This is a genomic window from Bradyrhizobium sp. WD16 (genome assembly GCF_024181725.1).
GTDB lineage: Bacteria > Pseudomonadota > Alphaproteobacteria > Rhizobiales > Xanthobacteraceae > Bradyrhizobium_A.
Genome location: NZ_CP028908.1, coordinates 1,732,317 through 1,756,885, shown reverse-complemented (window position 1 = coordinate 1,756,885; position 24,569 = coordinate 1,732,317). Strand labels below are relative to the sequence as shown.

General features: G+C 66.7%; 23 protein-coding genes. 19 read left to right on the top strand and 4 right to left on the bottom strand.

The window, feature by feature from the left end:
• Positions 1–356 precede the first annotated feature (356 nt).
• Complete coding sequence (locus tag DB459_RS08115) at positions 357–950, bottom strand: MFS transporter (protein ID WP_253713762.1); 594 nt, start codon at positions 948–950, stop codon at positions 357–359.
• Here DB459_RS08115 and DB459_RS27535 point away from each other — a divergent pair.
• The 3 genes from DB459_RS27535 to DB459_RS08095 all read left to right on the top strand — a co-directional run bounded on the left by DB459_RS27535 (position 903) and on the right by DB459_RS08095 (position 4,938).
• Entirely contained in the window at positions 903–1,277 is a 375-nt protein-coding gene (locus DB459_RS27535) for a transposase (protein WP_371926964.1), read from the top strand. The genes DB459_RS08115 and DB459_RS27535 overlap by 48 nt on opposite strands.
• Positions 1,189–4,671: an autotransporter domain-containing protein gene (locus DB459_RS27350; RefSeq protein WP_256519313.1), complete on the top strand. Its 3,483-nt coding sequence runs from the start codon at positions 1,189–1,191 to the stop codon at positions 4,669–4,671. The genes DB459_RS27535 and DB459_RS27350 overlap by 89 nt, the downstream gene beginning before the upstream one ends.
• Before the next feature lie 96 nt (positions 4,672–4,767).
• A complete protein-coding gene (locus DB459_RS08095) occupies positions 4,768–4,938 on the top strand; it encodes a hypothetical protein (protein ID WP_253712368.1) in 171 nt (56 codons plus the stop codon).
• 138 nt (positions 4,939–5,076) lie between these two features.
• On the opposite strand, the gene DB459_RS08090 is transcribed toward DB459_RS08095, so the two are convergent.
• Complete coding sequence (locus DB459_RS08090; protein ID WP_253712367.1) at positions 5,077–6,015, bottom strand: GntR family transcriptional regulator; 939 nt, start codon at positions 6,013–6,015, stop codon at positions 5,077–5,079.
• A 199-nt stretch (positions 6,016–6,214) separates the two neighbouring features.
• Between DB459_RS08090 and DB459_RS08085 the strand changes: the two genes are divergently transcribed.
• From DB459_RS08085 to eda, 9 genes are all read left to right on the top strand, one after another.
• Entirely contained in the window at positions 6,215–7,351 is a 1,137-nt protein-coding gene (locus DB459_RS08085; RefSeq protein ID WP_253712366.1) for a mannitol dehydrogenase family protein, read from the top strand.
• On the top strand, positions 7,348–8,031 hold the full coding sequence (locus tag DB459_RS08080; protein WP_253712365.1) for an amino acid ABC transporter permease: 684 nt from the start codon (positions 7,348–7,350) through the stop codon (positions 8,029–8,031). The genes DB459_RS08085 and DB459_RS08080 overlap by 4 nt, the downstream gene beginning before the upstream one ends.
• Positions 8,032–8,040: 9 nt before the next feature.
• Positions 8,041–8,694 (top strand): amino acid ABC transporter permease, encoded by a 654-nt coding sequence (locus tag DB459_RS08075; protein WP_253712364.1) that lies wholly within the window; start codon positions 8,041–8,043, stop codon positions 8,692–8,694.
• A complete protein-coding gene (locus DB459_RS08070; RefSeq protein ID WP_253712363.1) occupies positions 8,678–9,406 on the top strand; it encodes an amino acid ABC transporter ATP-binding protein in 729 nt (242 codons plus the stop codon). Before DB459_RS08075 ends, DB459_RS08070 begins: the two co-directional genes overlap by 17 nt.
• Before the next feature lie 27 nt (positions 9,407–9,433).
• Positions 9,434–10,222: a transporter substrate-binding domain-containing protein gene (locus tag DB459_RS08065; protein ID WP_253712362.1), complete on the top strand. Its 789-nt coding sequence runs from the start codon at positions 9,434–9,436 to the stop codon at positions 10,220–10,222.
• Positions 10,223–10,321: 99 nt separating this feature from the next.
• Positions 10,322–11,332, top strand: a complete 1,011-nt coding sequence (locus DB459_RS08060; RefSeq protein ID WP_253712361.1) for a zinc-binding alcohol dehydrogenase family protein — start codon at positions 10,322–10,324, stop codon at positions 11,330–11,332.
• 5 nt (positions 11,333–11,337) lie between these two features.
• Positions 11,338–12,858 (top strand): UxaA family hydrolase, encoded by a 1,521-nt coding sequence (locus DB459_RS08055; RefSeq protein ID WP_253712360.1) that lies wholly within the window; start codon positions 11,338–11,340, stop codon positions 12,856–12,858.
• A gap of 31 nt (positions 12,859–12,889) precedes the next feature.
• Positions 12,890–13,819: a sugar kinase gene (locus tag DB459_RS08050; protein WP_253712359.1), complete on the top strand. Its 930-nt coding sequence runs from the start codon at positions 12,890–12,892 to the stop codon at positions 13,817–13,819.
• Positions 13,816–14,475, top strand: coding sequence for a bifunctional 4-hydroxy-2-oxoglutarate aldolase/2-dehydro-3-deoxy-phosphogluconate aldolase (eda, locus tag DB459_RS08045; RefSeq protein ID WP_253712358.1), 660 nt, complete (start codon positions 13,816–13,818; stop codon positions 14,473–14,475). The genes DB459_RS08050 and eda overlap by 4 nt, the downstream gene beginning before the upstream one ends.
• 14 nt (positions 14,476–14,489) lie before the next feature.
• On the opposite strand, the gene DB459_RS08040 is transcribed toward eda, so the two are convergent.
• Positions 14,490–15,464: a LysR family transcriptional regulator gene (locus DB459_RS08040; protein WP_253712357.1), complete on the bottom strand. Its 975-nt coding sequence runs from the start codon at positions 15,462–15,464 to the stop codon at positions 14,490–14,492.
• Positions 15,465–15,580: 116 nt separating this feature from the next.
• Here DB459_RS08040 and DB459_RS08035 point away from each other — a divergent pair, with 116 nt between their 5' ends.
• From DB459_RS08035 to DB459_RS08005, 7 genes are all read left to right on the top strand, one after another.
• Complete coding sequence (locus DB459_RS08035) at positions 15,581–16,429, top strand: fumarylacetoacetate hydrolase family protein (RefSeq protein WP_253712356.1); 849 nt, start codon at positions 15,581–15,583, stop codon at positions 16,427–16,429.
• 7 nt (positions 16,430–16,436) lie between these two features.
• On the top strand, positions 16,437–17,189 hold the full coding sequence (locus DB459_RS08030; RefSeq protein WP_253712355.1) for an SDR family NAD(P)-dependent oxidoreductase: 753 nt from the start codon (positions 16,437–16,439) through the stop codon (positions 17,187–17,189).
• Positions 17,190–17,290: 101 nt separating this feature from the next.
• Positions 17,291–18,631, top strand: a complete 1,341-nt coding sequence (locus DB459_RS08025) for an MFS transporter (protein ID WP_253712354.1) — start codon at positions 17,291–17,293, stop codon at positions 18,629–18,631.
• A 42-nt stretch (positions 18,632–18,673) separates the two neighbouring features.
• Positions 18,674–19,861, top strand: a complete 1,188-nt coding sequence (gene rhmD, locus DB459_RS08020) for an L-rhamnonate dehydratase (RefSeq protein WP_253712353.1) — start codon at positions 18,674–18,676, stop codon at positions 19,859–19,861.
• A 249-nt stretch (positions 19,862–20,110) separates the two neighbouring features.
• Positions 20,111–20,350 carry a hypothetical protein gene (locus DB459_RS08015; protein WP_253712352.1) on the top strand — a complete coding sequence of 80 codons (240 nt, stop codon included), beginning with the start codon at positions 20,111–20,113 and terminating at the stop codon, positions 20,348–20,350.
• 57 nt (positions 20,351–20,407) lie between these two features.
• Entirely contained in the window at positions 20,408–20,896 is a 489-nt protein-coding gene (locus DB459_RS08010) for a four-helix bundle copper-binding protein (protein ID WP_253712351.1), read from the top strand.
• 528 nt (positions 20,897–21,424) lie between these two features.
• The gene (locus DB459_RS08005) at positions 21,425–22,156 is read left to right on the top strand and encodes an outer membrane protein (protein ID WP_253712350.1); all 732 of its coding nucleotides are present in this window, start codon (positions 21,425–21,427) and stop codon (positions 22,154–22,156) included.
• A gap of 265 nt (positions 22,157–22,421) precedes the next feature.
• Here DB459_RS08005 and DB459_RS08000 read toward each other — a convergent pair whose 3' ends face one another.
• A complete protein-coding gene (locus DB459_RS08000; RefSeq protein WP_253712349.1) occupies positions 22,422–24,569 on the bottom strand; it encodes a phosphocholine-specific phospholipase C in 2,148 nt (715 codons plus the stop codon).

Sequence of the window (24,569 nt, the reverse complement as noted above, 5' to 3'; positions counted from 1 at the left end):
CGTGGGTGAGGCAAATGGAGCGGTAATTCGGAGACAGGACACTAGTGTGGCGTCTCGCAATTGCCTACCGACTTTGCGGCCAGTCTCTCGCAGGCAATTGCGAGACATGAGCCACACTAGCTTTTTGATTTTGCTAGTGTCCCGATGTCTCCGAATGACCGTGCGAGGGTGAGGCAAATGGAGCGGTAATTCGGAGACGGGACACTAGGTCATCGACCTGGACCTCCGCATCACCCGGCTCCAGCAAGCCCTGCATATCGAATTCGGCGAGCAACGCGCGGCGGTTGGCCTTGCGCAGATGATCATTTGGAATTTGATGAAACTAACCCTTGGCAATCAGTTCCCGGCCGATGTGTTTAGGCACCCGTGCCGAGGCCGAAGAACGGCATCAACAACCATGCGCGTGGCGCACGGTGCACCGAGCGGCGTTGCACTAATCTCCCAAACTCTTGCGGCCCCTGCGCCACCTGAAGCCAGATGCCCAGCCCGAGGAGAGCTGGCAGTGCCCAGATGCCCAGCGCGGTCGGCCAGCCCCAGACCTGCCCGATCCAGGCGCAGGCCGTGCTGGATATCAACGCTCCTCCCATGATCGCGGTGGAGTAGAAGCCCATCAGGCGGCCGCTGCGTGCTCCAGCCCGGCGGCTGATGACGCCCGGCATCAACGCCTGGACGATGGCGATGCCGTCGCCGCCGATAATGGCGGTCAACACCAGCGCGACCGCCTGCGCCCATACCCAGCGGACCAGACAGGCGAGAAGAATGAGCAGGGCACCGGAGGCGATGCCAGCCCGCTTTCCCATCCATCCGCGCAGCCATGCCGTCCCCAGCAGGCAGATGCCCATCAACAACACCGGGAACGTGGTCAGCAGACTCGCGCCGACGTCACTAAGGCCCGTGTAGCGCTGGATCGCGTCGAGCAGTTCGTCGACCTCCTTAATCCCGACCTTCACCGGCGGCCGGCGGAGATCCCAGGCCCGGCCGCCGCCGCCGCATTGGTTGCCGAGATCGGCGACTGGAATACCTTCTCATCGGGGCGCAGTCTTGCGGCCTGGATCGGGCTGGCGCCGAAGCAGCACCCGGCCAATGCTGCAAGACGTCAGAAGGTTCTTGCCAGGGCGCCGTCCGCACGTGACCCAGAACGGAAGTTGCGCCTGATCCAGCGACGGTCCGCTCGTTGCCGGCCGATTGTTGCTGATCGGCAACATCGGCTTGCAAAGTGCCGGGGCCGGGCTTGCAAAGCGCCCGTGGAACCCCTCTTTTCACTCGCCATCGAGTAGAATGCCAAGCGAGTCATTACCCTCAAGTTGTCTGCATGGATTGCGAGCGTCGCGTACATCTTTTTCGAGCCACAATCACACATTGCTGGGGTGCTCCGTCATGTCGATTGCCGGATTCGATTTCGAGGCGGACACCGGTTTCCTGCTTCGAACGACGGCACTTGTGCCTGTCGCCGCTGAAAAGCGTATGCCGCGATGGGGCGCTCTGTTCATTATTGCGGCGGCAGGTTTGTTCGCCACGCCGGCGATGGCGATCGACGTAGCCAACCAGACGGACTGGAATACCGCTGTCGCAGCCGTCGCTGCCGCCGGCGCGAACTCGACCGTCAGCATCAATTTCGTCAGCGGATTTACGCTTTCGAGTTCGCTCGCGCAAATTCAGGCCAGCAACGCCAACGTCATCGTCAACATTACCGGCAACGGCCAGACCATCAACGGTGCGTCATCCTTTCAGGGAATCCAGGTCAACGGCGCCAACGCGCCGACGGTGAGCATTTCAAATCTTGCCATCACAAACACCGCGGCGATCGGCGGTAATGGCCAGAACGGCCAGAACGGCTATTTTAGCGGCGGGCTTGCATACGGCTCGGGCGGTGGCGGTGGCGGCGGCCTCGGCGCGGGCGGCGGCCTGCTGGTCGGAAGCGGCGCTAACGTCACCCTGACGGCGGTGACGTTCACCGGCAACACCGCCACGGGAGGCGCCGGCGGCAATGGCGGCAGCGCCCAGAACGTTGCCGCCGATCCGGTCAAAGGCGGCGATGGCGGCGCCGGCGGTGCGGCCAATAATGGCGGCGCCAGCGGCGGCGGCGGCGCAGGCGGGACCGGCGGGCACGCCGGCGGCCAAGGCACGACAGGCACGGCGGGCGGAACCTTGGGCGACGGCGGTGGCGGTGGCGGTGGTTCGGGAACCACCAACAGCTCGACCTACACCCCGAATAACAGTGGCGGTTCCGGCAACGCCAACGGTGGTTCCGGCGGAACGGGCGGCGACGGCGCTACCAATGCCAGTGGTGCTGGCGGACCTGGACCCGGCTCCGACGGCGGCACTGGCGGCAACGGCGGCGCCGCGAACGGGGGCGCCATCTACGTCGCTACCGGCGGCACCCTGACCATTCTGGATTCGCCGATCTCGGGCGCCGCCGTCACCGGCGGCGCCGCCGGTAGCTCCGGTACCGGACAGGGCCCAAGTGCCATCAATGGGTTCGGCACCTCGGCGGGCGCGGCGCAGGGGGCCGGCATTTTCCTCAGCGGCGTCTTGGCGAATATCGGCGTGTCCGGCGGCAACGTAACCTACGCCAACACCATCGGTGGCACCGGCCTCACGGCCGGGGGAATTAACTCCGCCATCAACAAGACCGGTTCGGGCACGCTGACGCTATCCGGAACCAATACCTTTATCGGCAACGTCAACATCAGCGCCGGTACGGTCTCGATTTCCAGCACCGTCAATCTCGGCAACGTCGCCAATGACGTCGTCATTTCGAACGGCGGCACGCTGGCGGTTACGGCGACGACGACGCTCGCCAACGGCCGCGGCTTCAAGCTCGCCGGCGCGTCGACCATCGACGTTGCCGACGCGACCATGACGACGCTGCAAGGCGTGGTTGCCGACGGCGCGTCAGCCGGTACGCTCAACAAGAACGGCGCGGGCACCTTGCTGCTCTCCGGGACCAATACCTATACGGGCGCGACCAACGTCAATGGCGGAACGTTGCGCGCCGGATCCGCCGGCGCGTTTGGGGCCAGCACCGCCTTTACCGTGGGTGCCGGAGCGACGCTGGATTTGAACGGCTTCAACCGGACGTTCGGCTCCCTGAGCGGCGCCGGCGCCGTGACCGGAGCCAACAGCACCATCAGCGGGACGTTCGCGCCGGGCAACGGCACGCCGACCTCGTCGATGGCCATCACCGGCAATCTCGCCTTCCAGGCCGGCGCGCAATATCTGCTCCAGGTCAATCCGGCCACGGCGTCGTTTGCGACTGTCACCGGTACGGCGACGCTGGGTGGCGCCAATGTCGGCGCGACTTTCGCATCCGGAGCCTATGTGCAGAAGCAGTACACCATCCTCACGGCCACCGGCGGAATCAACGGCACGTTCGGCGCGGTGACCGGCACGAACACGCCGACGAACATGACTCCGACCCTGAGTTACGATGCCAATAATGCGTATCTCAACCTCGCTCTGAATTTCTCGATTCCCGGCGGCTTGAACGTCAATCAGCAGAACGTCGGCAACGCGCTGACCAATTTCTTCAACGCTACCGGCGGCATTCCTGCGGTCTACGCCAACCTTACGGCTAACGGCCTGTCGCAGTCTGCCGGGCAGACGGCGACCGGATCGCAGCAGACCACGTTCGGCGCCATGACGCAGTTCATGGGAATCATGACCGATCCGTTCATCGCCGGCCGCGGCGACGGCGCCAGCGCGGGCGGCAACGCCAATGGCTACGCCGATGAGCAAGCCCTGGGATATGCGCGCCGGCGCAATCCGAATGATGCGCTGGCGGCGATCTACACCAAGGCGGCTCCCGCCGCGATACCGGACCAGCGCTGGAGCGTCTGGGCCGCCGGCTTCGGCGGGGTGCAGACCACCGATGGCAATACGGCCGTCGGTTCCGACACGACGACATCGCGGATCTACGGCACGGCCGTCGGCGCCGATTACCGCTTCTCGCCGTTCACGATCGCCGGCTTCGCGCTTGCCGGCGGCGGCACCAATTTCAGCGTGGCCAACAACGGGACCGGGCGCTCCGATCTGTTCCAGGCCGGCGCGTTCGTCCGGCACAACGTCGGCGCAGCCTACATCTCCGGAGCGTTTGCTTACGGCTGGCAGGATGTCACCACGGATCGCACGGTGACTATCGCCGGCATCGATCAGTTGCGGGCCCGCTTCAACGCCAATGCCTGGTCTGGCCGTGTCGAAGGCGGCTACCGCTTTGTCGCGCCCGTCGCGGGAGGGGTCGGCATCACGCCTTACGCCGCAGGCCAGTTCACCACGTTCGATCTGCCGGCCTACGCGGAATCGGTCGTTGCAGGCGCCAGCACCTTCGCGCTCGCTTACGGCGCCAAGAGCGTGACCAGCAGCCGCAGCGAACTCGGCCTGCGCGGCGACAAATCGTTCGTTATGCAGGACGGCATCCTCACGCTGCGCAGCCGCGTCGCCTGGGCGCATGACTACAATTCCGATCGCGGCATCGGCGCTACCTTCCAGGCGCTGCCGGGGGCTGCCTTCGTCGTCAACGGCGCAAGGCAGGCAAGCGACGCCGCGCTGGTCACAGCCGCCGCCGAAAAGAAATGGCTGAGCGGCTGGTCGATCGCCGCTACCTTCGAGGGCGAGTTCTCCAGCGTGACCGAGAGCTACGCCGGCAAGGGCGTGGTGAGGTACGCCTGGTAGAGCGGTGATTTCCGGGTTTGGCACCTTTCGGACATGCCGCAATCCCCCTCGCAGCTAATCCAAACGCGGTCGGACGCAGGCCGTTGGCGCGACCACATGATCTCCGCTCTCGCAGCGGAGCCGGACGATCCGGACGACGAAGAGGCGCTGGACATCCGGGCGCGGGACATCCTGACCCGTGAACTCGGCGAGCCGCCGGCCGACGCGCAGGTCGAGAAGTTCACGCCCCTGTTGATCGAGGCCAAGACGGACCCGCGGTGTCGCTGAGCTGGCTGCCGAGCGCGGTGACGAAGCCACTGCTGTCGACCTCTGCCGCCATCTCCAGCGGCAGGCGGGTCAGGCCGCCGCGGCGGACTTCCTTGGCGACGATGGATTTCGGTAGCACCGCGATCATGCCGGCCTCGCTCAAGCCATCGCGCCGTTCGCCGCGCCGGGAGCCTGCATCTCCCGATGCGGCGCCAGGTCGATCGAGCGCAGCAGCGTGGCGCGGGCGGTGTGCAGATGCGCGCGACACGCGCTCTCCACGAGCTGCGGATCGCGCGAACGGAGCGCGGCGATGTATTTGAGGTGCTCGCTGAGCGCGACGCGGTTGCGCTCCTTCTCGTCGCTCTTGTCCCACTGGTAGTGGTAGTGAAAGATGAAGGAAATGACGTCGTCGAACTCGCGGATGAAGCGGTTGGACAGGGCGTCGTGAATGAGCCGGTGCAGGCGTTCGTCCAGGCCGGAGAAATCGCTGTAGCGCTCGTCGAGCTCGCGCAGCAGCCGGTGGTGCTCGCGCTCGAGCGCGTCGAGCTGCGCCCAGGCGGGGGCATGGTCGGGCAGCTCGATGAAGCTGCGGGCCGAGCGCAGCTCGAAGATCTCGCGGACCTCGTAGATCTCGCTGGCGAATTCCGCCGTCACGCCGGCGAAGATCCAGCCGCTGTTCTCGCGCCGCTTGATCAGCCCGAACCGGCTGAAGCGGGTGAGGAATTCCCGGACCGCCGTGGTGGAGGCGCCGAACTGCCGGGCCAGCTCTGAGGTGTTGACGGTCTGTCCAGGGCGGCAATCGCCGCGCAGCACCCATTGCATGAACTTGCGCTCGACCAGCCGGGCGACCGTCTCGGTCTGCGTGTCCGGGAAATAATCGTCCTCGCCGGGGTGGCGGCACAGCAGGCGCCGCGGTCCGTCCTTCTTGACGATGGTCCGCTCGATCAGCGTCGCCAGAACGGCGCGCACCGTGGTGCGGCTGACCTGCAGCCGCTCGGACAGCTCGGCCTCGGAAGCGGGCCATTCGCCCAGCGGCCGCGCCGCCAGCAGCGCCAAACAATCATTATAGGCGCGCTTGTAGACCGTATTCGCCTTCATGCCGGTGGTGCCTTCCTTAAGGTTCCGACCTTGCGGGACGGCGACCCACGCCGCAATCCCCTGTCTATTTATGCACAAAGAACCGCTTGACAGCCCATGAGCGGTAGTTTTTTGTGCATAAAATACAAAGGGGCCTCAGGGACGGTCATCAAGGTGGGTCGATGCGCAATTTAGCCCGTTCGCAGACGGATGGGGCGGCATGAGCGGCCGCATCATCCAGTTCGGCACCAGCCGCTTCCTGCAGGCGCATGTCGACCTGTTCGTTCACGAGGCCCGAGCCGCCGGCCAGGCGGTCGGACCGATCACCGTCGTGCAGACCTCCGCTTCGGCGGCGCGCGCCGGCCGTGTCGCCGCTTTCGGCGCCCCGGGCGGCTATCCCGTGATCATCCGCGGCGTCGAGCATGGCGCGCCGGTCGAGCGGCGGGTGACGGTCACCAGCGTCGATCAAGGCCTCTCCGCGGCGGCCGATTGGGCGGAGCTGCGCGCGCTGTTCGCCGGGCCGGCCGACGCCGTCGTCTCGAACACCGGCGACGTCGGCTACGACATCGCCGCCGCGGATCTCGGTCCCGGCCTGCTGGCCGGCGCGGCGCCGGCATCCTTCCCCGGCAAGCTGACCGCGCTGCTTCATCATCGCTGGCAGGCCGGCGGCCGTCCCCTGACCATCCTGCCCTGCGAACTGCTGCACCGGAACGGCCGCGCCCTGCAGGCTGCAGTGCTCGAGCTCGCCAAGCGCGCCGATGCCGCGCAAGGCTTCCTCGACTGGCTGCGCGACGGCGTGCTGTGGGCCAACACGCTGGTCGACCGCATCGTGTCCGAGGCGCTGGAGCCGATCGGCGCGGTCGCCGAACCTTATGCGCTCTGGGTGATCGAACGGCGTCCCGGCCTGACGCCGCCGTGCGAGCATCCCTGCATCATCCTCGCCGACGACCTCGAGCCGTTCGAGCGATTGAAGCTTCACATTCTCAATCTCGGCCACACCGTGCTCGCCGACCTCTGGCTCCAGGAGGCGCGGCCGCCGACGGAGACGGTTCGCGAGATGCTGGCACAGCCGGCGATCCGCGCCCCTCTGGAGCAGGTCTATCGCGACGAGGTCGTGCCCGGCTTTGCCGCCCGCGGGCTGCGCGTCGAGGCGGAGGCCTATGTGGCGACGACGCTCGAGCGCTTCCTCAACCCGTTCCTGGCCCATCGCCTCGCCGACATCGCGCAGAACCATGCGGCCAAGGTCGAGCGGCGGATCGCTGGCTTCCTGAGCTGGGTGGGTGAGGGCGGCGCGCCGGTCGCGGCGCCGGCGCTCGCGGCCATCGTGGCGCGACACGCGGCCGGAGGGCGGCCGTGACCTATCAGTTCGATTTCTCGGCGCTGCTGCCCTACTGGCGGGACTTCGCCGGCGGCGTGCTGCTCACCCTGCAGCTGTCCGCCATCGCCACCGTGCTCGGCTTCGCCGGCGGCGCGCTCTGCGCCATCGCGCGCGCGGACGGGCCGCCCTGGCTGAAGCGGCTCGTCGGCGGCTACGTCGAGGCGATCCGCAACACGCCGCTGCTGGTGCAGATCTTCCTGGTCTATTTCGGCATCGCCGTGCTCGGCCTGCGGGTCGACGCCAATCTGGCGGCGGCAGCCGCCCTGGTCGTCAACGTGGTCGCCTATACCTGCGAGATCATGCGCGCCGGCATCGAGAGCGTCCACAAGGCGCAGATCGAGGCGGCCGAGTGCCTCGGCCTTTCCCGCCGCCAGATCTATTGGCACGTGGTGCTGCGCCCGGCGATCGAGCGCGTCTATCCCGCGCTCGTCAGCCAATACGTGCTGTTGATGCTGGCCTCCTCCATCACCTCGCAGATCTCGGCGGAGGAGCTCACGGCGGTGGCCAACCGGATCCAGTCCGACACCTTTCGAAGCTTCGAGACCTACATCGTCGTCGGCCTGATCTATCTCGCGCTGTCGTTCGTCGTGCGCTGGGCCTTCTGGGGCTTCGGCATGCTGGTCTTCACCCGCCGCCGCAAGCTCGGCACGCCGCTGTAAGGGTCCGCCATGCCCACCTTCGGATCCAACCATCTCTGGTTCCTGGTCGTCGCCGCCGGCTGGACCATCGCGCTGTCGGCCATCGCCTTCCTCGGCGGCGGGCTCCTCGGCTTCGCCGTCGCGCTGGCGCGGATCTCGGACAATGCGCTGCTGCGCGGCCTCGCCTCGGCCTACATCAAGGTCGTGCAGGGCACGCCGCTGCTGATCCTGCTCTTCATGATCTATTTCGGTCTGGCGATCGCGGGCTTCGACCAGCTTCCCGCCCTGATCGCGGCGGGCGCCGGACTGATGATCTATTCGTCCGGCTTCCTCGGCGAGATCTGGCGCGGCTGCATCGAATCCGTGCCGAAGACCCAATGGGAAGCCGCCGAGTGCCTGGCGTTGTCGCGCTGGGACCGGCTGACGCGGGTGATCCTGCCGCAGGCCATGCGGATCGCGACGGCGCCGACGGTCGGCTTCCTCGTGCAGATCGTGAAGAACACCTCGCTCGCGTCCGTCGTCGGCTTCGTCGAGCTGGCTCAGGCCGGCAAGCTGATCAACAACTCGACGTTCCAGCCCTTCACCGTCTTCGCCACCGTGGCCGCGCTCTACTTCGTCATCTGCTATCCGCTGTCGGCCTGGAGCCGCCGGCTCGAGAGGAGGCTCAATGTCGGCCGTCGTTAAGCTCAGCAACGTCCACAAGAGCTTCGGCTCCCACAAGGTGCTCGACGGCATCTCCTTCGAGGTGCGGCGTGGCGAGGTCGTGGCCTTGATCGGGCAGTCCGGCTCGGGCAAGTCGACCGCACTGCGCTGCATCGACGCGCTCGAGACCATCCAGCAGGGCAGCATCGAGGTCTGCGGATTCCAGATCCACAGCGGCAAGCTGGACAAGCAGGCGCTGCGCCAGGCGATCGGCATTGTCTTCCAGAGCTACAACCTCTTCCCGCATTTGACAGCGGCGCAGAACATCATGCTGGCGCCGACCTGCGTGAAGCGGATCGGCCGCCGTGAGGCGCGGGAGCTCGCCTTGGACGTGCTCGCGCGGGTCGGGCTGGCGGAAAAGGCCGACCACTACCCCGAGCAGCTCTCCGGCGGGCAGCAGCAGCGTGTCGCCATCGCACGCAGCCTGGCGATGCAGCCGCAGGTCATGCTGTTCGACGAGGTGACCTCGGCGCTCGACCCGCAGCTGACCGGCGAGGTCCTCAAGGTGATGGAGGATCTCGCGCGCGGCGGCATGACCATGATCCTGGTCACGCACGAGATGAGTTTCGCCCGCAAGGTCGCGGACACCGTCATCTACATGCGGCAGGGCCGGATCTGGGAAACCCTGCCCGGTTGCGAGCTCGAGTCACCGCGCACGCCCGAGCTGCGCGAGTTCATCGGCCACGACTTCTGAAATAACTTGAAGAGGAGGACGCCCCAAATGAAACGCAGAACTTTTCTCGCCGGCGGCGTGTCCGCCATGGCGGTCGCCGCGCTGGCGGCGCCCGCCCTGGCCGATACGCTGGACACGATCCGCGGCCGCAAGAAGCTGATGATCGCGCTCGACCTCGGCTCACCGCCCTTCGGCATGACCGACGGCGAGATGCGTCCCACCGGCTCGGATGTCGAGACGGCTCAGCTGCTGGCCGACAGCTGGGGAATGCCGATGGATATCGTGCAGGTGACCAGTCCGAACCGCGTGCCCTTCCTGCTGACCGGCAAGGCCGACATGGTCATCGCCAGCTTCAGCGTCAACGAGGAACGGCTCAAGGTCATCGACTTCTCCGACCCCTACGGCGTGATCCAGGCCGTCGTCGCCGGACCGAAGGGGCAGGCCGTCGCGGACTACGCCGCCCTCGCCGGCAAGCGCATCGGCACCACCCGCGGCAGCACCAACGACAAGGAGGTCACCGCCCGGGCCCAGGGCGCGCAGATCATGCGCTTCGACGACGATGCGACACTGACCACCGCGATGATCTCCGGCCAGGTCGACCTCGTGGCGACGTCGCCGCAGATCGTCAACACCGCGAACGGGCGAAAGCCGCCCGTGCCTTTCGAGACCAAGATCGTGATGCGCACCTTCCCCTATGCGATCGGCATCCGGAAGGGCGACGACAAGCTCAAGGCGGCGCTCAACGACTGGGTGCATGAAAACCTGAAGAACGGCAAGCTCAACGCGATCTACAAGAAGTACCACGGCGCGGATCTGCCGGCGGACATGCTGACCTGAGACCTGACCCTAAGTCGCAGCCAGAGCGAGCTTTGGTCCGCCGCGCTTACGGCGGGCCGGAGCGCCACGCCCACAACCATCAAGGAAAGACCCCAACCGATGCAAGTCCTGCTTTGCGACGAACCGGGCCAGCTGCGCGTCGTCGATCGCCCGCCGCCGCAACCGGCCGAGGGCGAGGTGCTCGTCCGCATCCGCCGCATCGGCATCTGCGGCACCGACTTCCATATCTTCCAGGGCAAGCATCCCTTCCTGCAATATCCGCGGGTGATGGGTCACGAGCTCTCCGGCACCGTCGAATCCGCGCCGGCCGGCAGCGGCCTGCAGCCTGGGCAGAACGTCTATATCGTCCCCTACCTGTCCTGCGGGCGCTGCGTCGCATGCCGCAAGGGCATCACCAACGCATGCCAGAACATCCGCGTGCTCGGCGTCCATATGGACGGCGGCATGGCGGAGCTGCTCTGCGTTCCGGCGAGCTATGTCATTCCGGTCGGCGATACCTCGCTCGACGATGCGGCGATGATCGAGTTCCTGGCCATCGGCGCCCATGGCGTGAAGCGCGGCGGCATCTCCCCGGCCGACCGCGTCCTCGTCGTCGGCTCCGGCCCGATCGGGATGTCCGCCATCGTATTTGCCAAGGCGCGCGGCGCGCATGTCACGGTCATGGACCTGCGTGAGGATCGCCTGGCCTTCACCCAGGACCGGCTGGGCGCCGACGCCCTGCTGTGGGCGGATGCGGATGCCGAGCGCAAGGCCGCGGCCGCGACGGCGGGCGATTTCTTCGACGTGGTGATCGACTGCACCGGCAATCAGGCCGCCATGCAGCGCGGCTTCGGCTTCGTCGGGCACGGCGGGCGCTACGTGCTGGTCAGCGTGGTGCCGACCGAGATCACCTTTTCCGACCCCGAGTTCCACAAGCGCGAGACCACCCTGTTCGCGAGCCGCAATGCGCAGCCCGACGACTTCGCCGAGGTGGTGCGCCAGATGCAGGCAGGGCGCGTGCCGACGACGGCGATGCGGACCCATCGCGGGCCGCTGAGCGCGGGTCCGGAGCTCTTCCGCGACTGGCTGCGCCCCGAGGCGGGCGTCATCAAAGCGATCCTGGAGGTCTGACACCGATGGCAGCGCCACGCGTCTTGCGTCTTCACCAGGACGACAACGTCGTCGTCGCGGTCGACGCCGTCCAGCCGGGAGCCGCCGCCGCCGGCGTCAATGCGCTGGAGCGGATTCCGAAGGGCCACAAGCTCGCCGCGGCCGGCATCGCGCAGGGCCAGCCGATCCGCAAATTCGGTCAGGTCATCGGCTTTGCCGGGCGGGACATTCCCGCCGGCGCCTGGGTGCACGAGCATAACGTCGTCCTCCAGGAGTTCGAGCGCGACTACGCCTTCGCAACCGACGCACAGCCGGATCAGACGCTGCGCCCGGACGAGGCGCCGGCGTTCTTCGAGGGATTCCGCCGCCCCGGCGGCCGGGCCGGCACCCGCAATTATGTCGGCATCCTGAGCTCGGTGAACTGTTCGGCGACCATCGTCGATTTCATCGCCGATGAGATCGCGCGGTCCGGCGTGCTGGCCGACTATCCGAATATCGACGGCGTCATTCCCCTTCACCACGGCACCGGCTGCGGCATGGCCGGCGCGGGCGAGGGTTTCGATCTGCTGACGCGCACGCTCTGGGGCTACGCCAGCCATCCGAACCTCGCTGCGGTCCTCGTCGTCGGTCTCGGCTGCGAGGTTCTCCAGATCGCGCGGTTCAAGCAGAGCTATGGCATCGCCGAAGGCGCGCAGTTCCAGAGCCTCACGATTCAGGAGAGCGGCGGCACCCGCCGTTCGGTCGCGGCCGGCGTCGCCAAGCTGCGTGACATGCTGCCCGCCGCCGACAGCTGCCGGCGCACGGCGGTGCCGGCTTCGGAGCTGAAGCTGGCGCTGCAATGTGGCGGCTCGGACGGCTATTCGGGGCTGACCGCGAACCCGGCTCTGGGCGCCGCCGTCGACATGCTGGTGCGGCAAGGCGGCACGGCGATCCTCTCGGAGACACCCGAGATCTTCGGCGCCGAGCATCTCCTGACCCGCCGTGCCGAGAGTCGCGACGTCGGGCAGAAGATCGTCGACATCATCGCGTGGTGGAAAGCCTATGCGGCGCGCGCGGGCGCGGAGCTCAACAACAATCCGTCCCCCGGCAACAAGGCGGGCGGCCTGACCACCATTCTCGAGAAGTCCCTCGGCGCGGTCGCCAAGGCAGGCTCAGCGACGCTGCGCGGCGTGTACCGCTATGCCGAACGGATCGACCGCAGCGGCCTCGTCTATATGGATACGCCGGGCTACGACCCGGTCGCCGCCACCGGGCAGGTCGCCGGCGGCGCCAATGTTCTCTGTTTCACGACCGGCCGCGGCTCGGTGTACGGCTGCAAGCCGACGCCCTCGATCAAGCTCGCCACCAATTCCGATCTCTACCGCCGCATGGAGGAAGACATGGATATCGATTGCGGCGACATTCTCGACGGCGTCACGATCGAGCAGAAAGGGCGTGAGATCTTCGAGGCCATCCTGCGCGTCGCGTCCGGAGAGCGGTCGAAGTCCGAGCGGCTTGGCTTTGGCCGGAACGAGTTCGTGCCCTGGCAGATCGGCGCGACGATGTAACGGCCGGCGCGTGTGGTCGGAGAGGGGCCGGATGAGACTCGCCTTGATCGGTGAATGCATGGTCGAACTCGCCGAGGTCGGGGGCGGCCGGTTCGCGCGCGCCTTCGGCGGCGATACGCTCAATACCGCGCTCTACATGGCGCGGCTCGGCGTCGACGTCTCCTATGTCACCGCGCTCGGCAACGATCCGTTGAGCGATTCCATGATCGCCGCATGGCGAGCCGAAGGCGTTCGGACGGACGAGGTCATGTGCCTTTCCGGCCGCATGCCCGGCCTTTACATGATCGAGCGCGACGCTCGCGGCGAACGCAGCTTCCTCTATTGGCGCGATCGCGCGCCGGCGCGGGAGTTCTTCGATCGTGCGGACGAGGCGACGCTGGAGCGCCTGTCGAAATTCGACTGGCTCTGTTTCTCGGGCATCAGCCTGTCGCTCTATGGCGACAACGGCCGCGCACGGCTCGCCGAACTGCTCGCGGCGACGCGCCGCCGGGGCGGGCGCATCGCCTTCGACGGCAACTTCCGCCCGCGCGGCTGGCCGGATGCGGACAGCGCGCGTCGGGCCTTCGGGCAAATTCTGCCCTATGTCGATCTCGCCCTGCCGACGCTGGAAGACGAACAGGCCTTGTTCGGCGATGCCGACGCGGATGCCTGCGCGGCGCGCCTGCATCGCGCCGGCGTGCAGGAGATCGTCGTCAAACAGGGCGCGCGCGGCTGCATCGTGTTCGCCGGGACCGACCGGACGGAGGTTGCGCCGGACCGGCGCATTGACCCGGTCGACACAACGGCAGCCGGCGATTCGTTCAACGCCGCGTATCTCGCCGCGCGAATTGCCGGTGCCGCTCCCCCAGAGGCGGCGCGCGCCGGACATCGGCTGGCCGGCGTGGTGATCAGCCATCCCGGCGCGATCATCCCGCGCGAGGCGATGCCGACCGAGCTGCAAAGGAAGGTCCCCTGCCCATGATCCCCGACGCCGACCAGGCGGCACGCCGCTGCGCCAGCCTTCAATCCCTGTTCGCGCTCGCTCCGGTCGTGCCGGTCGTGACGATCGAAGATGCGGCGCATGCCGTTCCGCTGGCCCGCGCATTGTCCCGCGGCGGCCTTCGCGCGATCGAGATCACCTTGCGAACGGCCGCCGGCCTCGACGCCGCCAGAGCGATCCGCGCCGAGGTCCCCGAGGCGATCGTCGGCATCGGCACCGTGTTGACGCCGCAAGACCTCGAGCGATCGATCGACGCGGGAGCGGCCTTTGCGCTCAGTCCCGGCGCCACGTCCGAATTGCTCGACGCGGCGCGCGCGCTCGAACTCCCCTTCATCCCCGGCGTGCAGACGGCGTCCGAGCTGATGGCGTGCGTCACGCGCGGCTTCGGGATCGTGAAATTTTTCCCCGCAGTTCCTGCCGGGGGGATTTCTGCAATTCGTGCGCTGGCCGGGCCATTTCCGCAGGTGCGCTTCTGTCCGACGGGAGGCATCAGCGAACGGGATGCGCGCGCGTGGCTCGCAGAGCCCAATGTCGTCGCTGTCGGCGGCTCCTGGATTGCGCCGCGCCGCGCCGTCCTCGCCGGCGCATGGGACGAAATCGAGGCGCTTGCCCGCGCTGCCGCAACGCTCATGCGATAGCTCGCGACTCCACCTCACCCCCGCGCCCTCACCAGCCCCCTGACGATCCCCACGAACTCCTTGGCGTTATCGCTGAGGCTGCCGCCAACGGGCGTGACGATGCCGTAGCTGTCGAGCTCGGCCGCCATCTCCAGCGGCAGGCGGGTCAGGCCGCCGCGTCGCACTTCCTCGGCGACGATGGATTTCGGCAGCACCGCGATCATGCCGGCGTGGCGCACCAGTTGAAGCGTCGCGAACACCGAGGTGGTCTCGACGACATTGTCGGGGATGCCGATGCCGGCCTTGACGAACATGGCATCGAGGAGATTTCGCATCGGGCTCGGCGGCGGCTGGCGCACCCAGGCCGCGCCGGCGAGGTCGCCGATGGCGAGGCGCCTGCGCCGCCCGGCGAACGGATGGGTGTCGGCGGCGAACAGCCAGAGCTCCTCCCTCGACAGCGGCTCGAAGGCGAATTCGGCGGCATGACGCCCATCGGTGGGCCGGCCGATCACCAGCTCCAGCTCGCGCCGCTCCAGCGCCGTCATCAGCATGTCGCTGGTCGCCGCGAGCAGGTGGATGGTCATCAGCGGCCGCCGGCGCTTGAGCTCGGCGATCGCCCTCGGCAGGAGGTCCGACGCCGTCGCCATGATGGCGCCGACCGACAGCGCGCCGTAGCCGCCGCGCTTGAGATTGTCGAGGCCGACGGCGAAGCGCTCGCCGTCGCTCAAGGTTCGCCGTGCATAGCCGACCACGGCGAGGCCGATCTCGGTCGGCGCCATGCCGCGCGAGGTGCGCGCGAACAGCGCGACGCCGAGGATGTCCTCGAGCTGGTGCAGGATCTTGGTCGCCGCCGGCTGGGTGACATGCATCTCCTCGGCGGCGCGGTGCATGTTGCCGGTCCGCCCCAGCACGTCGAGCAGCCGCAGATGGGTGAAGCGCATCCGGGCGAGCAGCGCGGTCGGCGGCAGCGGTTTCAAGGCGATCACCTTTTGGAATTGGCTGAGCACCATCTTTCATTATCCGGTAATTGCCGTTTCTTCTAGTCAGGTTCCAAGACTGCGGCGCCGCCGGTCTCGCGACGACGAGACGCGCGTCCGCCACGCGAAGACGTAAGGGAGGACACACGATGAAATTGCTGCGCTATGGCGAAGCCGGCCGCGAGAAGCCCGGCCTGATCGATGCCGGCGGCGCCTTGCGCGACCTGTCCGGCGTCGTGGCGGACATCGCCGGCGAGACGCTGCTCCCGGAAAATCTGGCGAAGCTGCGGGCGATCGACCCCGCCTCGCTGCCGCGTGTCGACGGCGGGCCGCGGCTGGGGGCCTGCGTCGGCTCTGTCGGCAAGTTCGTCTGCGTCGGCCTCAACTACTCCGACCACGCCGCCGAATCCGGCATGGCGATCCCGACCGAGCCCGTGCTGTTCATGAAGGCCACCAGTGCGATCTGCGGCCCGAACGACGACGTCGAGATCCCGCTGGGCGCCGAGAAGACCGACTGGGAAGTCGAACTCGGCGTCGTCATCGGCAGGCCGGCGAAATACGTCAGCGATCAGGACGCGCTGTCTCATGTCGCCGGCTACTGCGTCGTCAACGACGTCTCCGAGCGCGCCTTCCAGCTCGAGCGCGGCGGCACCTGGGACAAGGGCAAAGGCTGCGACACCTTCGGCCCGATCGGCCCCTGGCTGGTGACCACCGACGAGATCGCCGATCCGCAGAAGCTTGCGATGTGGCTCGATGTCGACGGCCGCCGCTATCAGATGGGCTCGACCAGCACGATGATCTTCGGCGTCGCGCACCTCGTCGCCTACATCAGCCGCTTCATGAGCCTTCAGCCCGGCGACATCATCTCCACCGGCACGCCCCCCGGCGTCGGCCTCGGCCAGAAGCCGCCGGTCTATCTCAGGGCCGGCCAGGTGATGCGCCTTGCCATCGACGGTCTCGGCGAACAGCGCCAGACCACCATTCCCGCCCGCAAGTGAGCTGACCATGAACCAGATCGATCTCAACGGCCGCGTCGCCGTCATCACCGGCGGCGCCCGCGGCATCGGCTATGCCGCCGCCCAGCGCATGCTCGCCTCCGGCGCCAGGGTGGCGCTGTGGGACGTCGACGGCGAGCGGCTGAACGAGGCGAGGGCGCGCCTCGCGGAGCACGGCGCCGTCTCCGTTCACGCCCTCGACCTCGTCGACGAGGCGGCGGTGGGCGAGGCGACGCGCGCCACCGTCGCCGCCCACGGCAAGCTCGACATCCTCGTCAACAACGCCGGCATCACCGGCGGCAACGGCCCGTTGTGGCAGCTCGAGCCGGCGGTGTGGCGGCGGGTGGTCGAGGTCAACCTGATCGCGCCCTATCTCACCTGCCGCGCCGTGGTGCCGGAAATGCTCAAGACCGGCTGGGGCCGCATCGTCAACATCGCCTCGATCGCCGGCAAGGAAGGCAATCCCAACGCCTCGCACTATTCGTCGTCGAAGGCGGGGCTGATCGGGCTGACCAAGTCGCTGGCGAAAGAGCTGGCGACCTCGAACATCCTCGTCAACTGCGTGACCCCGGCGGCCGCCAAGACCGAAATCTTCGATCAGATGAAGCAGGAGCACATCGACTACATGCTGTCGCGGATTCCGATGAACCGCTTCCTCCAGGTCGAGGAGGCGGCGGCGCTGATCGCCTGGCTGTCGTCGGACGACTGCGCCTTCTCGACCGGCGCGACGTTCGACCTCTCCGGCGGTCGCGCCACCTACTGAAACAGCTGCGGGCAACGCCCGCACGACAACACCAAGACCGCCGACGCGCCTCGCGCGTCGAAGGCGGCGCGTGAGGAAACGTATCTATCAAGGAGGAATTCATGACTTCGATCGTCTCGACCGGCGCGGCGGCGCCAGCGCGCGCCGCGAATGCCGCGCTCATCGCCAAGGTGACGGCGCGGCTGCTGCCGTTCCTTCTCCTGATGTATGTGCTGGCCTTCCTCGACCGGGCCAATGTCGGCTTCGCCAAGGGGGCGTTCCAGGCCGACACCGGCGTCAGCAACGCCGCCTATGCGCTCGGCGCCTCGATCTTCTTCATCGGCTACGCGGTGTTCGAGATCCCCTCGAACCTCGTCATGCATCGCGTCGGCGCCAAGCTGTGGATGGCGCGCATCATGGTGACCTGGGGCATCGTCTCGGCGGCGATGATGTTCGTGCACGACGAGACGGTGTTCTACGTGCTGCGCGTCCTGCTCGGCATCGCCGAGGCGGGCTTCTTCCCCGGCGTGATCCTCTATCTCACCTACTGGTTTCCGTCGCAGGCGCGCGGCCGCGCCATGGGATTGTTCTATTTCGGCGCGCCGCTGGCCTTCATCTTCGGCAGCCCGCTGTCCGGCCTGCTGCTCGAATTCAACGGCGTCGCCGGCCTCAAGGGCTGGCAGTGGATGTTCGTGGTCGAGGGCCTGTTGGCATCGATCGTCGGCGTCTGGGCCTATTTCTATCTCGACGACCGCCCCACCGATGCGCGCTGGCTGTCGGACAGCGAGAAGCGCGAGCTGACCGCGGCGATCGCGGCCGAGGAAAGCCACAAGCACGCCCATGGCCCCGCCGGCGCCCTGGCGGCGCTCGGCAATGGCCGCGTGCTCTACCTGTCGCTGATCTACTTCCTGATCCAGATGAGCGTCTATGGCGTGGTGTTCTATCTGCCGACCCAGGTCGCCGGCCTGATGGGCCGCAACGTCGGCCTCGCCGTCGGCTTCGTCGCCGCCATTCCGTGGGTTTGCGCGCTCGCCTGCGCCTGGTTCGTTCCGCGGCTGTCGGACCTGACCGGCGAGCGGCGGCTGATCGGCGCGGCGACGCTGGCGATCGCCGGCATCGGCATTGCGACCTCGGTGGCGAGCGCTTCGCCGGTGCTGTCGCTGGTCGCGCTGTGCGTCGCCGCCGCCGGCTTCATCGCCGTCCAGCCCCTCTTCTGGACCTTTCCGACCAGCTATCTCGGCGGCGCCGCCGCGGCCGGCGGCATCGCGCTGATCAATTCGCTCGGCGCGCTCGGCGGCTTCGTCGCGCCCAATCTGAAGACCTGGGCCGAGGCGGCCTTCGCCTCCAAGGCCGCGGGTCTCTACATGCTCGCCGGCACGACGCTGATCGGTGCGGTGCTGATCCTCGGCCTCGGCCTGCTCGGCCTCGCCGGCAGCGTCGCCCTCGACCGCAAGTCGCGCTGATGCGCGACCCCACAAAAGAAGACAATCGATCAGGAGTTGATCATGAGCGTTCCGACCATCCGTGACGTCCGCGCCTTCACCACGCGCGGCGGCGGCGCCGATTATCACGACCAGAGCGGCTATCACTGGATCGACGACCACATCGCGACGCCGATGGCCCGCTATCCAGAGTACCGCCAGAGCCGCCAGTCCTTCGGCATCAACGTGCTGGGGACGTTGCTGGTCGAGATCGAGGCTTCCGACGGCACGGTCGGCTTCGCCCTGACCACGGCAGGGGAGATCGGCGCCTTCATCGTCGAGCGCCATCTGTCTCGCTTCCTGATTGGCCGCAAGATCACCGAGATCGAAAAGATCTGGGACCAGATGTTCAATGCGACGCTGTACTACGGCCGCAAGGGCGTCGTGCTGAACGCCATCTCGGTGGTCGATCTGGCGCTGTGGGATCTGCTCGGCAAGGTGCGGCAGGAACCGGTGCACGCGCTGCTCGGCGGTCCGGTGCGCGACGAACTGATGTTCTACGCCACCGGCACGCGGCCGGACCTCGCCAAACAACTCGGCTTCATCGGCGGCAAGCTGCCGCTGCTGCACGGTCCGGCGGAGGGCGACGAGGGGCTGAAGAAGAACATCGCCAAGCTGGAAGACATGCGCAGCAAGGTCGGCGACGACTTCTGGCTGATGTACGACTGCTGGATGAGCCTCGACGTCAACTACGCCACAAGGCTCGCGCACAAGGCGAACGAAGTCGGCTTGAAATGGATCGAGGAGTGCCTGCCGCCGGACGACTACTGGGGCTACGCCGAGCTCAAGCGCAACGTGCCGAAGGGCATGCTGGTCACGACCGGCGAACACGAAGCGACCCGCTGGGGCTTCCGCATGCTGCTCGAAATGGGCTGCTGCGACATCATCCAGCCGGACGTCAACTGGTGCGGCGGCATCACCGAGCTGATCAAGATCTCGGCGCTCGCCGATGCCCATGGCGCGCTGGTGGTGCCGCACGGCTCGTCCGTCTACAGCTATCATTTCGTGATCACGCGCCATAACAGCCCGTTCACCGAAATCATCATGACGGCGCCGCACGCCGACAAGGTGCTGCCGGCCTTCACGCCACTGCTGCTCGACGAACCGATACCGGTCAATGGCCGCATGAAGGCCTCGGCGCTGGACAGGCCGGGCTTCGGCGTGCGCCTCAATCCGGAGATGGAGTTGCACCGGCCATATCCGAGGGCGTAATCCCGAGCTGACGAGAGATTCCGGAAGGGCCGCAATCGCGGCCCTTCGCCTTTTGCGCGCCGCTTCAGCTGGCAGCCCCAGTCGGGGTCGTCCTCGCGTTCGAGGGCGAGCCCGAACACCGACAGATGCAGTTCGCCGACGAGACGCCGCCCCGCAAAGCGCGCGACCAAGACGGTGCCGCCGACGATCATGACGCACTCGCTGCGTCGCAGGTTGCGCCGGCACAGCACGTTGGCACCGAGCAGCAGGATGTATGGCGTCGCCGGCGACGAACAGCGCGACGACCCAACAGCCGCTGGCGAGCAGGACAAGATCAAAAGCCGCAGCCGCGACGAGCAAGGCGGTCGCGAAGATGAAAAAACGCCGCTCGCCGAGCGAGTCGTTCGGAACGATGACGGCTTCGAGGACGGGCGCGCCGTCGGGCAGGGCGTAGGCGGCGAGCCGGCGCATCTGAGCGCGCGACTTGAGTCAATGCGACGCTTCGCCTAGGTTTCAACTGTCGCGCCGTGTTGTTGCGGCGCGTTTTTCTTTCGCTGGGGGAAGGGCATGGAATATTCTTCTGAAGATGCGTCGCGGCGGCAAGTCGTCGGCCTGCTGGCGGGGGCGGCTGCGGCGCTGGCCGGCGCGATGGTGGGCACGGAGGCCGCGGCGGGCGACAGCAACCACGACCATCACGGCAGCGCGCCGCAGGCGGCTCCCGCGCCGCGCCGCGGGCTCGTCGACGCTGCGCTGGCCTGCGTCAACAAGGGCGAAGTGTGTCTCAACCACTGCTACGCGCTGCTCGGCGCCGGGGACACCTCACTGAAGAATTGCGTCCGTACGGTTTCGGCCATGCTGCCGATCTGCACAGCGCTGGCGCGCTTCGCCGCGCAGGATGCTGCGCGTCTCAAGGATCTGGCGAAGTTCTGCATCGATGTTTGCGGCGACTGCGAGGCCGAGTGCCGCAAGCACCAGGACCATCATGCCGAGTGCCGGGCCTGCGCCGACTCCTGCGCCGACTGCATCAAGGCCTGCAAGGCAGTGGTCGCGGGCTGAACTTGCTCTGCGCCGCACAAGGCGGATTGCCTGCGGCTTTTCATTTTGCGTTCGGCGCGCGATCCCTGCCGGGCGTCTCGCCCCTGTGGCGCCTTGACGCTCGCGCGGGCTTTTCGCTTTCCTTTCTCGCAACTGCAGCAGATGCGTGCGTGCTTCAGCGCCCTCGGCACCTCGCTCTCGCATTGATCGCGACGCCGGCTGAATTGGCCGGCGTCGCGATCAAGATCGGCCGGGCGGCGTGGAACTCGTTTCATATCTCTTGCGCGTTCGAGGCATGGCCGGGAGGGGTGGCCTTGCCTACGAGAGGCTTGCCGCAAAGGCGGTAGGCAATTGCGAGACACCACACTAGTGCAGCGGTAGCCCGATCCTCTGCGGTATAGTGATAGGCAAAAATACAACCTAAGATGTGCGTCACTGTTGCAGTTCGGCGACATCCAAAGGTCGGGAATGTGTTTATATTCACCTCATCAGAACCCGGTCGCGTGATCGGATTCGCTGGATCGAACGGCACAATTGAGGGGGCTTCCCATGAAGAAGACACTTTTGGCGATTGTTGGCGTGCTGGTGGCTGGGGCGCTGCCTGCCTCGGCGGCGGATCTTGCGGCCCGGCCCTATACCAAGGCGCCGCCGCCGATCGTCTCCCCGCTCTATAATTGGAGCGGCTTCTATCTCGGCATCAACGGCGGCGGTGGCTGGAACCGGTCGAGCTGGGATATCGCCGGCTTTGACGAAGGCAGCCATACCGGCAGCGGCGGCACCGTCGGTGGCCAGATCGGCTATCGCTGGCAGTTCGGGACTTGGGTGTTCGGCCTGGAAGGTCAGGGCAACTGGGCTGATATCTCCGGCAGCAACGCCAATATCCTCTTTCCTGCCCTCAACGACCATTCCAAGGTCGAGGCCTTCGGGCTGTTCACCGGCCAGATCGGCTATGCCTTCGACGCCGCGCTGCTTTATGTGAAGGGCGGTGCCGCGGTGACCGGCAACAAGTACAAGACTGTCGTCGCTGCGACCGGAGCGCTGAACGACAGCGGCAAGGATACGCGTTGGGGCGGTACCGTCGGCGTCGGCCTCGAATATGCCTTCGCGCCGAACTGGTCGGTCGGCGTCGAATACGATCATATCTTCATAGGCGGCCACGACGTCGACTTCTTCACGCCCGCCGGCGCGCTGGTCAGCACCGATCACATCAAGTCGGGCATCGATCTCGTCACCGCGCGCATCAACTATCGCTGGGGCGGTCCGGTCCTCGCCAGATACTGAGCTTTGCCGAGACCACGGACGGACCGTCCGAACTCCCGGACTATACTCTTGGACCACATGGGGCCCCCACTCGGGGCCCCTTTTTTGTTCGGATCAGTTTTGGCCTGGATCAGTCCATCGCCGGCGCCGACGACCGGCGCGGTGGAGGTCATCGCGCAAGAACATGCGGCGGGACGGAGGAGCGTCGCCATGGGCGACATCCACCCGTCCCGCCTCTGGAGTCTGCGCTGTTGAAGTCTCAGCAGCCGGTTGAGTTCAGGAACGCTCAGGCAATCCCGATGCGCGGATCGCTGGTGCTGACCTTTCCGGTCTCGACATGGCCGGCCAGACGCCGCTCGAAGCCCTGGTCGGTGTCGACATGAACCAGCAGATCGTACCAGCCGTGGCTCGTCGCCAGGTTCTTCCGGAACGACTGACCGCGATTCAGCCAATGAGTGATCGTTTCACTGGTGTAGGAGTTCACGATCTTCACGGTGCAAGCGCCCGCTCCGTGATTGGTGATGGTCAGTTTCAGGCGGGCTTCGTCGTCGCCGTCCTCGTGCTCGTCGTGATCGTCGCCGTCGCCGCCGTGGTAATCACACATGACGTCGAGATTGGCGCGGGCGGCCGCAACAACGCCACCCTTGAACGTGCGGAAAAAGCCGTTCGGCCCATAGACGGAAAGATCGTACTCGCCGTTGACGCTGGTCGCGACGTTCCAGCTGTCGGACAGCGACCTGCCGGGCTCGACGGTGTAGCTCCACGGACCGGCCGACGAGTTGCCGGAGCGCACATGGAAGCAGGCGCCGGCCTTGCCGGTGTTGCGGAACTCGATGTTGAACGCTCCTTTTGACGGCTCGGCGCTGCCATTGGCGTCCAACTCGTACGGCAACGGGCGTGCGGGGCGCAGTCCGGGCTCCTGCTTCGGCAGGGTCTGAACCGCTGGCACATCCGGCGTGTAGTTCGGATATCGCTTTGCAGACGCGATGTCGGCAGCCAGCGGCGCGTAACCGGAGGTGCTCGGCAGGGCAGCGGGGGCGGCATCCGGCCGCTTGAAATTGAAGGCGGATGTCAGATCCCCGCAGACCGCTCGGCGCCAGGCGGGGATCTGCGTCTCGATCAGTTCGGGGTGCTGCGGAGCAAAGCGCTTTTCGATGAACTGGATCACCGAGGTATGGTCGAACACCTGCGAACAGACATAGCCGCCCTTGCTCCAGGGCGAGACCACCAGCAACGGCACGCGGGTGCCCAGGCCGTAGGGCCCGGCGGGATATGTCGAGAGGGGATAGGCCGCGCTGCCCGTGAAGATGTCGCTGCCGGCGTCAACCGTCGATTTGCCGTGGGCCGGATCCTGCGGAGGGTAGGGCGGAATAACGTGATCGAAGAAGCCGTCGTTCTCGTCATAATTGACGAGCAGAACGGTCTTGCTCCAGACCTCCGGGTTGGAAGTGAGCGCATCGAGCACCTGCGAGATGTACCAGGCGCCGAAATTGGTCGGCCAGTTCGAATGCTCCGAATAGGTCTCGGGAGCGGCGATCCACGACACCTGCGGCAAGGAGTTGCCGGCGACATCCCAGCGAAGCTGGTCGAACAGCGTTCCGCCGGCGGAAACGTTGGTGCCCGTCCTGGCCCTGTCGTACAGCGGGCTGCCCGGCTGCGCGTTCTGATACTGATGAAAATAGAGCAGCGAATTGTCGCCGTAGTTGCCGATATAGGGATTGTCCGTCCAACCCCAGGAGCCCTTGGCGTCCAACCCGGTTCCGACGTCCTGATAGATTTTCCAGGACACGCCGGCCTTTTCCAGACGTTCCGGAAAGGTCGGCCAGTCGTAGCCGAGCTCGGCATTGCTGATGACCGGCCCGCCTCCTTGACCGTCGTTTCCGACCCAGCCGCTCCACAGATAGTACCGGTTCGGATCGGTCGGGCCCATCACCGAACAATGGTAGGCGTCGCAGATTGTGAAGGCATCCGCCAGAGCGTAGTGAAACGGGACATCGTCGCGAATCAGATACGCCATCGTCGTGGTGCCCTTGCTCGCAATCCACTGATCGTATTTGCCGCCATTCCACGCCTTGTGACCGTCCGCCCAGCCATGCGAAGTGCCGACCATGTATTGGGCACCGAGGTTCGGAGCGGTGGGGCGGAACGGCAGCACTTCGGAATTGCCGTTGGGCTGATGCCATACCGATTTGCCTGACGACAGCATCGCAGGGTGAGGATCGTCGAACCCCCGGACGCCACGCAGGCTGCCGAAGTAGTGATCGAACCCACGGTTCTCCTGCGTAAGGATGACGATGTGTTCGACGTCCCGGATCGTGCCTGTGCGCTGGTTTGCAGGCAGTGCCAGTGCCCGGCCGATGCTTTGCGGAAGTGCCGCAGAGACTGTGATGCCGGTCAGCGCGCGAAGGAAGTCGCGACGGTCGGTTGTGGTCAT